This window comes from Pseudoalteromonas sp. McH1-7, assembly GCF_013366255.1.
Classification (GTDB): domain Bacteria; phylum Pseudomonadota; class Gammaproteobacteria; order Enterobacterales; family Alteromonadaceae; genus Pseudoalteromonas; species Pseudoalteromonas peptidolytica.
In genome coordinates this window covers 49,490-63,739 of record NZ_JABWPQ010000010.1, presented here as the reverse complement: position 1 = coordinate 63,739, position 14,250 = coordinate 49,490, and the positions used below count along the sequence as shown (strand labels likewise).

General features: G+C 41.3%; 11 protein-coding genes and 1 pseudogene. 7 read left to right on the top strand and 5 right to left on the bottom strand.

Annotated elements, in window-relative coordinates:
- Nucleotides 1–76: 76 nt before the first annotated feature.
- Complete coding sequence (locus HUZ36_RS08980) at nt 77–697, bottom strand: arylesterase (protein ID WP_176032633.1); 621 nt, start codon at nt 695–697, stop codon at nt 77–79.
- Here HUZ36_RS08980 and HUZ36_RS08975 point away from each other — a divergent pair.
- The 6 genes and pseudogenes from HUZ36_RS08975 (at nt 696) to HUZ36_RS08955 (ending at nt 8,914) form a co-directional block, all read left to right on the top strand.
- The gene (locus tag HUZ36_RS08975) at nt 696–1,409 is read left to right on the top strand and encodes an ABC transporter ATP-binding protein (protein WP_176032632.1); all 714 of its coding nucleotides are present in this window, start codon (nt 696–698) and stop codon (nt 1,407–1,409) included. The two genes, HUZ36_RS08980 and HUZ36_RS08975, sit on opposite strands and share 2 nt — an antisense overlap.
- Nucleotides 1,399–3,900, top strand: a complete 2,502-nt coding sequence (locus HUZ36_RS08970) for an ABC transporter permease (RefSeq protein WP_176032631.1) — start codon at nt 1,399–1,401, stop codon at nt 3,898–3,900. The genes HUZ36_RS08975 and HUZ36_RS08970 overlap by 11 nt, the downstream gene beginning before the upstream one ends.
- Nucleotides 3,901–4,050: 150 nt before the next feature.
- Nucleotides 4,051–4,668, top strand: a complete 618-nt coding sequence (locus HUZ36_RS08965) for an HAD family hydrolase (RefSeq protein ID WP_128732372.1) — start codon at nt 4,051–4,053, stop codon at nt 4,666–4,668.
- 480 nt (nt 4,669–5,148) lie between these two features.
- On the top strand, nt 5,149–5,655 hold the full coding sequence (locus HUZ36_RS08960) for a hypothetical protein (RefSeq protein WP_128732371.1): 507 nt from the start codon (nt 5,149–5,151) through the stop codon (nt 5,653–5,655).
- A gap of 168 nt (nt 5,656–5,823) precedes the next feature.
- Nucleotides 5,824–5,979 (top strand): annotated as a pseudogene (locus HUZ36_RS21720) (NAD-dependent epimerase/dehydratase family protein); the annotation flags it as partial.
- 250 nt (nt 5,980–6,229) lie between these two features.
- Nucleotides 6,230–8,914, top strand: a complete 2,685-nt coding sequence (locus tag HUZ36_RS08955) for a heparinase II/III family protein (protein ID WP_176032630.1) — start codon at nt 6,230–6,232, stop codon at nt 8,912–8,914.
- A 380-nt stretch (nt 8,915–9,294) separates the two neighbouring features.
- Here the strand turns inward: HUZ36_RS08955 and HUZ36_RS08950 are convergent, their stop codons facing one another.
- Nucleotides 9,295–9,786, bottom strand: a complete 492-nt coding sequence (locus HUZ36_RS08950; RefSeq protein WP_176032629.1) for a VOC family protein — start codon at nt 9,784–9,786, stop codon at nt 9,295–9,297.
- A gap of 121 nt (nt 9,787–9,907) precedes the next feature.
- On the opposite strand from HUZ36_RS08950, the gene HUZ36_RS08945 reads away from it, so the two are divergent.
- Entirely contained in the window at nt 9,908–10,801 is an 894-nt protein-coding gene (locus HUZ36_RS08945; RefSeq protein WP_176032628.1) for a LysR family transcriptional regulator, read from the top strand.
- Between the two features lie 143 nt (nt 10,802–10,944).
- Here HUZ36_RS08945 and HUZ36_RS08940 read toward each other — a convergent pair whose 3' ends face one another.
- From HUZ36_RS08940 to HUZ36_RS08930, 3 genes are all read right to left on the bottom strand, one after another.
- Nucleotides 10,945–11,802, bottom strand: a complete 858-nt coding sequence (locus HUZ36_RS08940) for a YDG/SRA domain-containing protein (RefSeq protein ID WP_176032627.1) — start codon at nt 11,800–11,802, stop codon at nt 10,945–10,947.
- An 896-nt stretch (nt 11,803–12,698) separates the two neighbouring features.
- Complete coding sequence (locus tag HUZ36_RS08935; RefSeq protein ID WP_128732368.1) at nt 12,699–13,127, bottom strand: nuclear transport factor 2 family protein; 429 nt, start codon at nt 13,125–13,127, stop codon at nt 12,699–12,701.
- A 287-nt stretch (nt 13,128–13,414) separates the two neighbouring features.
- Nucleotides 13,415–14,227, bottom strand: a complete 813-nt coding sequence (locus HUZ36_RS08930; protein ID WP_176032626.1) for a hypothetical protein — start codon at nt 14,225–14,227, stop codon at nt 13,415–13,417.
- Nucleotides 14,228–14,250 lie beyond the last annotated feature (23 nt).

Sequence of the window (14,250 nt, the reverse complement as noted above, 5' to 3'; positions counted from 1 at the left end):
CCGCAGGATTGCGGGTTTTTTAATACAGTCAACCAACTATCCGCAAAGCGATAAGCATCATGCAAAGCGGGCTGTGCTACTCAGCTAACCATTGGTTAATGGCATTATACATAAAGTCTCTGATGATCGGCTGTGCTGCTTTATTAGGGTGTAGATTATCATCCTGCATTAGTTCGGGCTTACCTGCTATCTCAAGCATAAAATAAGGCATCAGGTGACTCTTTGTTTGTTCTGTTACTTGTTGGTAGCTTTGCGTAAACATAGTGGTGTAGCGCGGCCCTAAATTAGGAGGAATTTGGATTTCCATTACAGCCACTTTCGCGCCGAACTGCTGGCTCGAAACAACAAGCTCAGTAAGATTGGCTCGTAATCGCTTGATTGGGAACCCTCGTAGCCCGTCATTCCCACCTAATTCAATCAGTACATGGGATGGGGCAATAGTTTGTAATTGTTGATCAATTTTAGCTAGAGCATTACCAGTTGTTTGGCCGCTGACACTCACATTGATAATTTCGATCGGATTTTGTTCTGCTTCGTATTTATTTTGTAACAATTTAACCCAGCCATCGTCTTGTTTCAGGCCATAAGCGGCGCTTAAGCTATCACCAACTATCATGAGTTTTTGCTTGGCAATTGCGCTAATAGGCGCCATTAAAATAACAAGTATGAACAACAACTTTAGGAAATAGTACTTCATGTCAGTGCTTTCTCAGTTAAATATGATCCAAGTAAAAGACCTTACTAAACAGGTCTCTACAGTTGAAGGTAATCTAACTATCCTTAGTGATATAAATTTCACTGTCAAGTCTGGCGAGTCCGTCGCCATCGTCGGAGCCTCAGGCTCAGGCAAGTCTACCTTGCTAAGTTTACTCGCAGGGCTAGACATCGCCTCCAAAGGAGAGGTTCACTTGGACGGTGAGCCGCTGCAAACAATGAATGAAGAAGCCAGAGCGCAACTACGCGCGGAAAAGGTTGGCTTTGTATTTCAATCTTTTATGCTGGTTCAAAGCCTAACCGCTCTTGAAAATGTCATGCTTCCTGCAGAACTAGCTGGGGACAAAGGCGCAAAAAATCAAGCAACAAAGCTATTAGAAAAGGTCGGCTTATCACACCGCTTAACCCACTACCCATCACAGCTTTCAGGTGGTGAGCAGCAACGAGTGGCCATTGCGAGAGCCTTTGTTGGCAAACCTAAAATTCTATTTGCTGATGAGCCGTCGGCTAACTTGGACAGTAAGAATGGCCACCTTATCGAGCGCTTACTATTTGACCTAAACAAAGAAAATGGCACGACCTTAGTGTTAGTTACACATGATGAGCAACTCGCCCAACAGTGCGATCGAATCATTCATATTGAAGCGGGTAAGCTGGAGGTAATAAAACAAGGAGCATCGGTTAATGTGGTTTAAGTTAGCACTCACTTTATTCTCTAGAGAGTTAAGAAGAGGCGAGCTAACCATCATTCTTGCAGCGATTGCGCTTGCTGTACTGACGGTGTTTAGCTTATCTTCGATTACCGAGCGGATCCGCTTGAATATAGAGCAAAAATCCGCAGATTTTATCGCAGCCGATAGAAGGCTATCGAGTAACCATGACTTTGATGACAGAATCTTGACCACCGCACAAGATTTTGGCTTAAACACCGCAAAACAGGTCTACTTTGACTCTATGTTATTTGCCAATGACGAGCTCGTTTTAGGCTCGCTCAAAGCAGTGACAGATACTTATCCACTCAGAGGCGAGCTAACACTAAGAGATCAACTTGATGGAGAGAATTACCAAGCTCAAGCTGCGCCCAAAAAAGGCAATGTATGGCTCAGTGAAGGCTTATTTTACTCACTTGGTCTCAAAATTGGTGATGAGGTAGAAATAGGAGCTGGACAGTTTACTGTGAGTAAAGTACTCATTAACGAACCCGATGCCCCCTTCTTCTCACTCGCGGGGAATAAACGTGTACTTATTAATTATGACGATATCCCTGTGACTAAGGCTATTCAGCCAGGAAGTCGCGTATTTTATCGATTACTGTTTTCAGGCTCCGAGCAGCAGTTGGCAGACTACTACACATGGCTCAAACCACAACTCAAAAACAACCAGTCTTGGCAGGGAATAAAAGATAGGCAGTCCCCTCTTGGAGAGAACTTAGCCCGATCAGAGAGCTTTTTACTCCTAGCGGGGTTATTCGGGATCATGCTCGCAGCGGTAGCAATGGCGGTTTCTGCAAAGCGCTACTGCGAACGTCAGTATGACCCAGTAGCCATGATGAAAACCTTAGGTGGAAGCAGAAAAACTATTCGCCGTATTTATCTGCTACACCTATCTTTGGTTACGTTTTTTTCTGTTATTTTGGGTCTTGCAATTGGCTATGTATTACAAAGCGTAGGAGCATCTTATCTAGTAACCTTTATGGATACCACCTTGCCGGAAGCTAGCTTTAGACCTTGGCTTCTGAGTATTGCGGTGGGAGTCGTCTGCGCCATGATGTTCTCGTTAAAGCCGTTATTAGATTTATTTGACATTCCGCCGCTACGCGTCCTTAGGCGCAACCTGGGAGACACCATTGCAGTTAGCCGGATCCATATGGCGCTCTCAGTGTTCACTATTTTTGGCTTAATGTGGCTATTTAGTCGTGATATTAAGATCACTGCGATTTTGTTCGGTGCAACTTCACTACTCATGGCGGTATTGTTCGTTATCTCACGACTGCTGTTTTCAGCAGGTCGAAAACTTGGACTAAGCCCGGGCTCAAGCTGGTCTTTGGCTATTGCTACCTTGCAAAAACGCGCTAATGCAAACGCGATACAGCTTATAAGCTTTGCTCTGGCTATCAAACTAATGCTGTTTTTAGTGGTGCTTAAAAACGACATGATCTCAGATTGGCAAATGCAAGTGCCACAAGACGCGCCAAATGCGTTCTTTATCAATATCTCGGAACAAGAAATTCAGCCAATGCAACAACAGCTGGATGACAGTGGTATTAAACATGAACATTTTTATCCCGTCTTTTTAGGTCGAGTCAATGCCCTAAACGGAGAAGTGTTTGCACGTCGAGTGTCACTTCAAGAAGGTGAAGAGAAAGACGATGAAGCGCGAGAAGGGGTAGGGCGAGAACTCAACCTAACATGGCTTAATACACTACCAGAGGGCAATGAAGTTGTTGACGGCCAATGGTTTGATGACTCTGATACACTTCAAGTTTCGGTTGCACAAGGACTTGCTGAACGTGTAGGAATTAAGGTCGGCGATACGCTTAGCTTTTTGATTAATAGTCAGACGCTTGACGCTAAAGTAACAAGTTTACGTAGTGTCAACTGGGGGTCGTTAAAGCCAAACTTTGTGATGATATTTAACGATCAAATTGCTGGCCAATTTCCAGTGACCTATTTTACTGCTGCTAAGTTAAAAGAAACAGACACGAAAGTAATCAGCCAATTTTTGAAAGATTACCCGACTATCAGCATGATAGATATTCAAAGTAGACTCAAACAAGCGCAGTCTATGATTTCTCAAGTCTCTTTGGCTATCAGTTTTGTCTTGAGTATTGTACTGATAAGTGGTGCTTTAGTTCTTATATCGCAAGTTCAAGCGAGCCTTGCAGAGCGGATGCAAGAGATTGTTATCTTGCGTACTCTTGGCGCCAAAGGGCGGCTCATTAAATTAGCAACACTTTACGAGTTTTTGCTACTCGGAGCACTCGCAGGACTCGTTGCAGCCGTTGTAAGCGACGTTACTCTGTTGGTGATCCAGATCCAAACCTTTGATGTTGATGGTCGATTGCATCCATATATATGGGTACTTGGACCTGCCACAGGTGCAACATTTGTAGCAACTATCGGCTATTTTATGGTTGCAAAGACCATGAAGCAAAACACCCAAGGCCTCTTACGCAAACTAGCTTAATACCGTTAACCAGAATCTAGACTCACCCATGTAAAGGTGAGTCTAAATAATGGGCCAAAACTCTCTCACCTTGATCTTTACAAACCCCAATTACGTACCTACCTTTAACTAGGGCTGCGCAGTACTAATGCAAAACCAAAGGATATCAAAATGGATAGGATACCGGTTAAAGGCATCATATTTGACTTAGATGGCACATTAGTGACATCGGAACTTGATTTTTCTCTTATTCGGGCACAGATTGGGTGTCCGTCAGGACATGATTTACTCAGTTATATCAACTCATTGCCATCTCCATATATGCGAGAAGAAGCAATGAATATAGTGCACCAACATGAGCTTTGCGACGCACAACATTGTGAAGTGATACCTGGGGTGAAGCCAGTGCTAACGCAGCTTTCTCAGATGGGTGTACCACTTGCTGTGGTCACCAGAAACTTTGCTAAAGCGGCACATTTAAAATTAAAAGCGACGGGACTCCCTATACCTCTGACACTCACCAGAGATGATGCCCCCGCCAAGCCAGATCCAACGGCACTCCTGCGAGTCGCCCAAACATGGCAAGTTCCTTCTTATCAATGTGTATATGTCGGAGATTACTTATATGATATACAGGCCGCACACAATGCTCAGATGCCTTCATGTCTATTTGCTCCTAACAATATACCGCATTACGCGGAGCAAGCAGATATTGTCATTAGGGACTTTTCACAACTTGTAGATGCGTTATGCACACTCGATATTAACAGGTGTCGAGATTTGGCTTGATACAAGTAGCAAGTTTTATATTGACTGTGCGCTTGTATCCTCTTTTAAAGCACCTCTATTGCTAACGTGTTTATTGGAGGTGTAGCACTCTATCTCTGTATTGTGAGGTAAGCGTAATCACTCAGATCCAACATTATACCAATTTGACTTAATACTTGCTCAGTTTGAAGGAGTAAATCTGACGCGAACAGCGTTAAAAATTTCTTATTTAGAACAACTAAATAGCAAAATTTTTGCCAGGTTATCGACAAGATTTTCTCGCCTCAAAGTAGACCACTTAATTAAGAAAATTGGTATTACCTAGCTACTGCATAATACCACTTTCTTTGTCACGAAAAGTGGTAAAAGTTCATACAGGTGTAGTAAAGTGGTGTGACGCTTTTTTGGCAAAAATAGGAAAGTCCGTCTTACTCATTTACTTTGGATGACTCATACTCTATCCAAACCTTAGATTACGTAAGGCAGTAGTTAGGATACATAATGATAAATAAAAACACGCTAATTGCAGTATATGAAAGTGTATTAATTACACTGCTTAACGAGCGCAAAAGCGCACTACATTTTTATATTAATCAAAACGCTTTTTCACATATGTCTCTCTCGGTTGAATTTTGGCACTATGATATTAATTGGCAAATTCACAGTCATCCAGAAACGCATTTTTCTCCTCACCAGCACTTTTTAGCAGCCCCATTTATTACCTTGTCTGACTTTGAGGAAGATCACTCTCACGTCTATGAATTAAGAGATATAATGGAGAGCTGGGAAAAGCTAGAGCAAGATGGTGATGGTACCTTAGAGGATATGTTATGTTTACTCTCACATGAAGCACTCGCTGAAGCATTAAATAAAAACACGGTTAAGTCGTTACTATTGACTCTTTTTTCAGAAAACCCAGCTTTACAAACAAAGTCACTGCATGAACTGGTCATCGTAAAGGATCCTGATGGCCGCTTTGATAAAAATTTCATGAATGTTGCTGCATAGCCGCCAACATTCATAAGGCACATCAATTTACCGTAAAATCTAGAGTCACGAAAAAGTGTAAGCCCCCTTTGTAAAGGGGCTTTACATAAACCAAAGCCCTTCCTTTGTATTGTAGCCTGACACTGAGGCGAATAGATTTAGGATTCACCTGATTGTTACCTGTGAGCAAGGAGGTGGTCGTTGCCATCAAGCTTAGACCGTGTATATGACTCCTCGGCAGGACAAGAAAAATTAAGTTGGTTACCCAAGCATAGTTTTGCTAGCGTGTTGGATATGTTAGATAGCGAAATAGCGGAGGTATTACCTGTTACAAAGAGCAGCTAGGAAGCTATTTACTTATGGCAGCTGCCATATGGGTTTCTTCAATTCATCGAGTTCAGAGTAAAATCGTTGAATAACTTTTAGGAAACCTACAAATTTAAAGGGGTTATCAGCGACGTTGCTTAGTCGTTTCACTTTGCTATTTCGTTGCCATATATCATAGTGTTTATTTAAGTATAAAATCCAACACAAATACCATATTGATAATTCAGTTCTGAATTAAGATAATTACTCAGGTCATAAGGAGATTAATATGAGAACCCATTTACTTTCTATTGTATTGGCTAATAGCATAAGTATGCACGCATTGGCCGATCAGTCGCATTTAGTCAATGCGGATTTTGAACAAGGCTATAACGAATTTACGGCCTCTAACCCACAAACAGCGCAATTAACTTTAAACCAAATTGAACCTATCTCTGGGCTACAAAGTTTGCAGCTCTCGTTAACTAACTGGAGTAGCGGTAGCTACAGCTATTTCTATCCTTGGGGGCAAGCACCAACGCTTTTAGGCGTGACGCTCAGGGCAAAAGTGAAGCTACTTAACCCAGTTCAAGGTGGAACATTACAGCTTCGCAGTTTAGTGAAGGTGAACAGTGGTCAACATATTCAAGACAGTATCAATTTGAATCCGTTCACAGAGCAAATTCAAACAATTTGTCAGCCCATCATATTGCCTGAAGATGAACAAGTTACAGGATACTCTATCGCCTTAGCGTTGCAAGGAGGTACAGCAGAGGTGTTGCTTGATGATGTGACATTAACCCCTAATTTGCCAAACGAAGCATGTGCCTCAGATATTGATGACGGTATACATAATAACCCCAGTTTAGAGCCAAGTTATTTGCTCCCCGCTGATAGAATAGCTCGGCTTGCTCAAGCCGCTCAGAAAGAAACCCCAGCTTGGCAAACTTTCCAGAGTAAGCTTGCTGCCAACCTTGCAAAAGAGCGTATATATAATACTTGGGACTACGCTGGCGCGTACGCGCTAAGCTATCGAATAACAGGAAATAAAATACATGGCACAAAAGCCAAGCAGCTATTTTTAGAGCGATACGTAAGTGAGCCGATCGTAGGGTGGCAGTATTACAGCAATCGAAACTTGTTTCGCTCACAGGCCCGTTGGTCGCAGTATACGTACGCATGGGCGAAGACCATGTTTAGTGAACAACAGCAACGGGATATTGAAGCGATCTTTGCGTTATGGGGCGACTACTGGCTTGATTACTTGGGCTATAGTGATGACTTTTCGAAAATGCGCTGGCAGGACACAGATGAAGTCACCTCGCTAGCGGAAAACCTTTCTTTACTGGGTATGACGCTACAAAACGCTCATGATCCTCAGATCCGGGAGAAAAGCACACAGTACTTAAACGCCGGAGATCGATTGTTAAAAGAATACGTTGTCGATAAGTTTATGGATGATGTTATGGCTGGCGGCGTATGGGCTGAGGGTATTGATTATAGCCCTGGTACTATGATGCACTGGATGCGCTTGTACATGTACAATAAAGAGCTACGTAATATTGATTATCCAAACGATTACGCAGAGCAGGTAGTACTGGCTTATCTCCATCAAACCTTGGCTGGTGGCACAGGTATGTACTTTTATGGTGATCAGGAGCATGTTGATGATTACGTGCCTCTCTCAGGTGATCATCGCTATGCCATGATGCTGCACTTAATCGCTATGGTCGAAAATCCAGAGCGCCGAATTCAGGCTCAAGCTTGGCTTGAACAAGTCATCGAAAAAGAGGGCTATCCAAACGGCTCAATGGACACGGGATTAGAGCGCGTGTTATTCGAACCAGAAGAACCAATCAGTGAGGCACCACAGCAGCCCGGCACATTTTTTTATGCGCCTGGAACAGGGCTAGTCGCATCACGTTCTGATTGGTCTCGTTCAGCAACCAACTTGTATTTTTTGAATAGCCCGGCGATTGTAGACCATCAACATTTCGATACACTCTCATTTGATATAGCTCATGCTGGAAAATGGATAACCAAAGAGATGACCGGGTATGGTAAGTTTGCTATTAACTCAACAGCCCATAATACCATCTTAATTGAGAATGCCACTCATGATGGCTCTTCTAATCCAGCACACAGAGCGGCTGGTCGTGGTCAATATGTTACTTTATACGATAGTCCTAAAATGAGCTTCATCGCAGCACGTGCCGAACAAACCTATAATATGTTGGGTTATTGGCAAGCAAGTTACGCGAAAAAAATCGCAAGACAACTGGTTTTTTTAAAGCCCAATATCGTTCTGGTTTACGATAGCATTGAAACTGAGCCAAGTGTGATCCGTGACTTAATGCAATATCATCAAGAACTTGGATTACAGGCAGGTGATCAGTACGTGCGCAGCGTGAAGCAAAATCAACGCTTTTTAGCACAACCTATATTCGATGGTGATAGGGTGTCGAGCATAAATGACGGGAAAGAGTTTATCTATCAGCCCATTTTACCTAAAGACTATACTTTATCGATAGTTGACGAGACTCAGTATTATCAAGATGTACTGACCTATCAGGCTCCATTGAACCAGCGTAAATGGCATACTCAATTAGAAGCAAATACCCCCCAAGTCAATAATGAACTGCTGTCAGTGTTAAGTTTTGCAGATGTAGGTGAGGTGCCTGAAGTTAATGTACAAGAACTTGATGAAGTATCGCCTTCTCATTTAGGGGTGTATGTGCAAGCTGCTGGAAGGGTAGATGAGATAGTCTTATTCAGCAAAGAATTGTTATCTCCATACGCACAAGATATTTATTTCACTCAGCCTGTCGAGTCTGGGGCAACGGTCCATATTAATGGATTAGCCGCAGGTCAACGTTATCAATTACTTCACGATGGGCAACAAGTACAATTGCGCGCTGATGAACAAGGAGAGATGCTCGTGAGCGAGCAGGGTATGCTTATTTTCCATCTCTAGTATTATTTTCATGAATTTTAAAAAGCCAGCTAAAGTCATTAGCTGGTTTTTTTGTATTAAGTGTCTATATGCCAAGAGCGTCTAATAGATGCCTTTGATTTTTGAGTTATACCTACTCGCCTAATTCAGTGCGTTATTTTGAGGCGATAAAATCTTGTCGATAAACCGCGAACACGTCCTGCTATCGCCAGGGTAGCTGCATCCTGTAGGCAAAGCGAATTTACGCACCAATAGCCGGTTATTGGGAGTGAATTCAACGCAGCTAGTGTCTGATTTGCTCCTTCACAATGAGCAATGTATTAACAATCATTGATATTAGGAAGGGTGAATCTCCCATAAATGTGACAAGCAAAAGGGTAGACAACTTCTACTCCTTTGTTTTATTCGTAGTCTGATGCGTAAGTATCTTCATAAGAGTGAGAGTAAAACTCGAATAGGTTACCAAATGGGTCTTCTAAATAAACCATTTGCGCTTGCTTGAGTTCATCTTCAGGGTGGTAACGATGAATATCCATACGAACTTTGCCACCATACTCTTCAACACGTTTAATCGCAGTATCAAACTGCTCTTTTGGCAGCTGTAAACAAAAATGAAAGATACCAAGGCGAGAAAAATCAACGTGATGGCGATCTTCGCGCTCAACCATTTCAAAAAGCTCAACACCAATACCATCAGAAGTGACTAAGTGAGCAATATTGAAGCCTTTGAAGCCCTCACCGAATACCGCAATACACATGCGACCAATCGCTGATTCTCGCTCTTCTATCACCTTGGTGTTATTCATTACTATTCTGAGGCCTAGCGCTTTGGTGTAAAACTCAACCGCTTTGTCCATATTGCCAACCATAATACCGACATGATTCATTTTCATAAATTTCTCCAACATTTTTCAATAGCAACTCGACTTAGTCAGTAAATTCTATGGCGAGACATTGATTATATGAAATTATCAATTATTATTAATTCAATAAATTATTGTTATGGCTTTGTTTGTGCTCAATCCAGTTTGGTTAGAAACATTTATTACCTTAGTTGATACGGGGCATTTTACAAAAACCGCCGAGAAGCTGTATATGACTCAACCGGGAGTTAGCCAGCATATCAGCAAACTTGAGGAATCGTGTGGATATAATTTAATTAGAAGAGATAAGAAGTCATTCGCGGTTACCGAGCAAGGTCGGTTAGTGTACAACTATGCCAAAGCATTGATCAGGGAGGAAAAGCTGCTCTTTGAGCAATTAAATTTTGACGACCCTTTATCAGGAGAGTGTACTTTAGCATGTTCTGGCTCAGTAGCCTTATTGCTTTACCCAAAGTTATTACAACTTCAAGTTCAACACCCCAATATTCATATTAATATTAAAGCAGCACCAAATCATCAAATTTTGACTGACATCAAAAACGGCCAGATTGATCAAGGAATTGTAACCGATATACCCAATGAGAGTTTCTTTGATTTTGAAACGCTTGGTCAAGAAGAGCTCTGCTTGATTTTACCACAACAGGCCAATACTAGTGATCGATACGCGCCCTTACTTTTAGAGTTAGGACTAATCAATCACCCAGATGCCGAGCATTATTTATCTTTGTATTTTAAGCAATCCAAAGAGCAAGAACTAACACAACTAGATGTTAGTAAAATCCCTATCGTTGGTTCAATTAACCAAATTAGTCAAATCTTAGAGCCAATCGCTCAAGGTGTGGGCTTTACTGTGCTACCAAAAAGTGCTGTCGGCGGCTTTCATAGCCCTGAGCATTTACAAGTTTTGCGGCCAACACAGCCAGTAATGGAAAGTTTATATTTAGTCTGTAAAAAAAACAGAGCATTGCCCGCTCGTTATCACGCCTTTAATACAATTATTCGGCAGATATGGGCTTTTAACTGATACTAGTACTTAGCCAAAGTTCGGCTAAGTACCAATAACAGAAAAATGGCAAAATATAAGTTGAGTTGTTCTGGGCTGCAACGAGTGCCAGCGCTAATTTCAAGTGTAAACTTAAGACTGGTTATTGATGCAGAAGTCTTTTGTTAGGTATCTTTTAGATAATGTCTTCGATGGTACTTGATAAACTCCAAATTAATATGATGCTTTTTTACCACCCTAAGTTTACCCTCAATACCACCAATAAGTTCTAATTTATCACTTATAGTAAATCCACCATTATCAAACATAACATGATGGTTAGGGCATAGACACAAGAGATTGCTTTCTATATCAGGCCCATTATGTGGCTCACCCAAAGGCTTTATATGGGCTGCTTCAGCATACAAACCTGCGCTTGTTTCAATTGCAGTCCCACATACTTGGCATTTGTAATTATACCAAGACTTCACATTTTTAGCTTTTTGATAGTTTCTTACAATGCGATTTACGGTTGATGGTTTTCTATCTGGTGCGTTATATGGATTAGCAGGCTCTTTCACTATGTTGCCAGTAGATAAAGGCCCCTGAGCGATTAACCTGTACCTCCACACTTTATAACCTGATTTTCCTGTTTCGTACCAAAAGCTTTCTACGCTATAGAGTCCTACATAGAGGTAACCTTTTATGGGGCTTAATTCATGTTTATGTTTGTGTCCTCGGGTTACTCGGACCGGAAGGTTTTCTATTTTGTTTTTAGCTAAGGCTAAATTTACGCCATCTAGTTTTTGATCTGAAATTTGTTTACCATTTTTTTGGCCGCCAGCACCTGTATAAATGATAACGTCACCAAAATCTTCGTCATCTTCATATCCCCCTGATAGCACTATAGAGTCTGCTCCCTCGTTTTTTCCGCCACTTATTCCGGCAACTAAAGGGGAATGAACTTTAGCTCTAGCTAAAGATTTTCTATCATCAAAGAGATCACCTGGACTAATTCCATCTATCTCACCGAAAATGCGCATCTAAATCCTTGTATACATAACGCTTTGTTAAGTAATAGCGAGTTACTACTATATTCAAATAAAGTATGTGTAATGACTAAATTCAGCCGACCCCTAGTCGCTGAAAATTAGCTGCCTACATGGGTGATTTGTTATCCGTGTTTTACACAGACGCTTATACATCATCAGGTGTACAAATCCTTTTAAAAGGAAACTCGTACGGGCTGTTGCTACTCTTCCAAAGACACTCCGATCGCTCAAGTACTTCCTCGGTTAACCCACCAGAGAACATGACTTTCCTCTGCTATACCATCAACCAGATCCAGATTATCAACAAAATCTTTGATTTCCGGGGGACCCGATGGGTACCTCGCCAATGCTACATTCAACTATGCTAACTTCATTATTTTTTCCACATTTCCCTCCACCGATAAACTTTCCACTGCGTATAACAATTTGCAGGTGAGGCTTTGTAAACCCAACATCAATTCTAATTTAACATATTGAAAAGTATATTAAATAATAAAATGAATTTACTGTCTACAATTGGCGTTTCTCACCTACAGCTACCAACCAGATAACATACAAACCTCTACTATGAGCTTAGGAATAAACGACTACAGTTGAGTCTGCTAACGCTAAGCGACTTTTCATTGTCGCTAAAGCACCGAGAAACACCTAGCCTGCATCTAGAGTAATAACAAGTGTCTGGCTACTCAAATTTGAGAAAAGGGTAGAAATACATGCAAGCTCTTTCCGCTCTTTGACTGAATGAACACTATCACAATAAGATTGACACAGACTGCTGTTCATAGACAACACTGGAAGTGTGACGACGTCAAAGTGGCTTGGTAATCACACTTACTTATCAAACTGTTTAGTCTAAAGTTTATATTTTTATCGTAGCTCTTGTTGCATTAGAGTGTCACTCTAGACAGCGTGGCTATTCTTTCAGAATCACGACTTGGAAAGTCTGGGTCTACGTAAATGTACATTCTAGCTATCAAATTATCATTACATTCAAATACACTACAAAAGCGCCCTGATGATATATGATTATCCGGCCACTTTGTGCCATCGCGCATAACTCCGCCCTCTTGCCCTTCTACCACAACAGTATTCCCAGAGACAATAAAGTTAAATTGCTCAATATCATGCCAAATACTATTGAGTGAGCTCCCTATCTTGTCACCAAACTCTAGTAATGCTTGTTTGCCAACCGCATCGCCAAATTTGGGGAAAAAGAATGTAACTTCGTCGTGAAACAGGTCTATATAGGTCGGATCTCCAGCATCTATCTTTTCAAAGTAGGCTTTCACCAACGTGATAAGGCTGTTTTTTTCCATATTTGAATTACTCCTTGTAATTGGATTGTCGCCATAGTTAATTAGGGCGAAACGCCAAAAAGCAATATACACAGCTCAATAATCAGATAAAGAAATCTGGCTTTGAGTAAGAAGCCATACTCAAACGCGCAATTTTCAATAAGGTATGTGAGTTATCTGATACATATCTGTCTTGGCAGATTCATATTGAACCTGCCCATGACACCTGTACACTAGCTTTGGGTGAGTAGCCTTGCAAAATATCGTTGTTAACGAAGCATGCTCCCTTGGGGTAACTCGTAGATAAATTATGATTCAGGACATATCTCATCTGTGAGCTCAAATACCGCGTCAATCGCTCCGACACAAGAAAGGTAAACAGCCCGAGTTTTTCCATCAAGAAAGTATTTAAACAGGAGCTTTTTTTGATCGACCCATTTAGGGTAAAAGCTATGTTGTTCCGATGAGGAAATATAGACTTTAAACGGTTTATCTATTTTGCTTATCTCGTGCGTTTTTGAGCTATTTCCTGCACTATCCTTCTGCATTATACAATTATCATATTGATAATGTGACGTTTTAATACTCAAGGAGTGATGATCCCAGCTTTTTTCATCAATGTCCAACTGAGAGTCTTGTGTTATCGGTTTCGCATTACCGCTTAGTGGAACAAATTTATATTCAACTGTTGAGTCAAACCCGTCATCGAAAGAATAATAGTACGACCACGTGCTGGAATACATTGAAGAATTAATGCGCTCGATAATTGCTTGCTGCTCTTTCTGGTGAATATCATTGGAAAAAAATCCAGAAGCATTTAAGATTTGTAACTGAGAAGGTATTTCAAATTTAGCGGGGTTCCCGATTAAATAAAGTGAGGAATTTTCTTTTTGCTCCTTCATTAATCGGTCGTCATCATCCCTTTTGTCAGCGGGAATAACTTGATTTCTATGGGAGCCTGCCAGAACAAGCTTAAACCCAGTTTTATTTACTAATGTCGTGGAGCACTCACTATCCAGCTTATCGGTTACTTTGGATTTGTGGAACACAGAGCTTATGAGCCCATCAACTTTCTTTAACTCCTTAAGCCCTTTCTCTATTTCTTCTGGTTCTATACACATATTAACTCTCCTTTCAACAATGG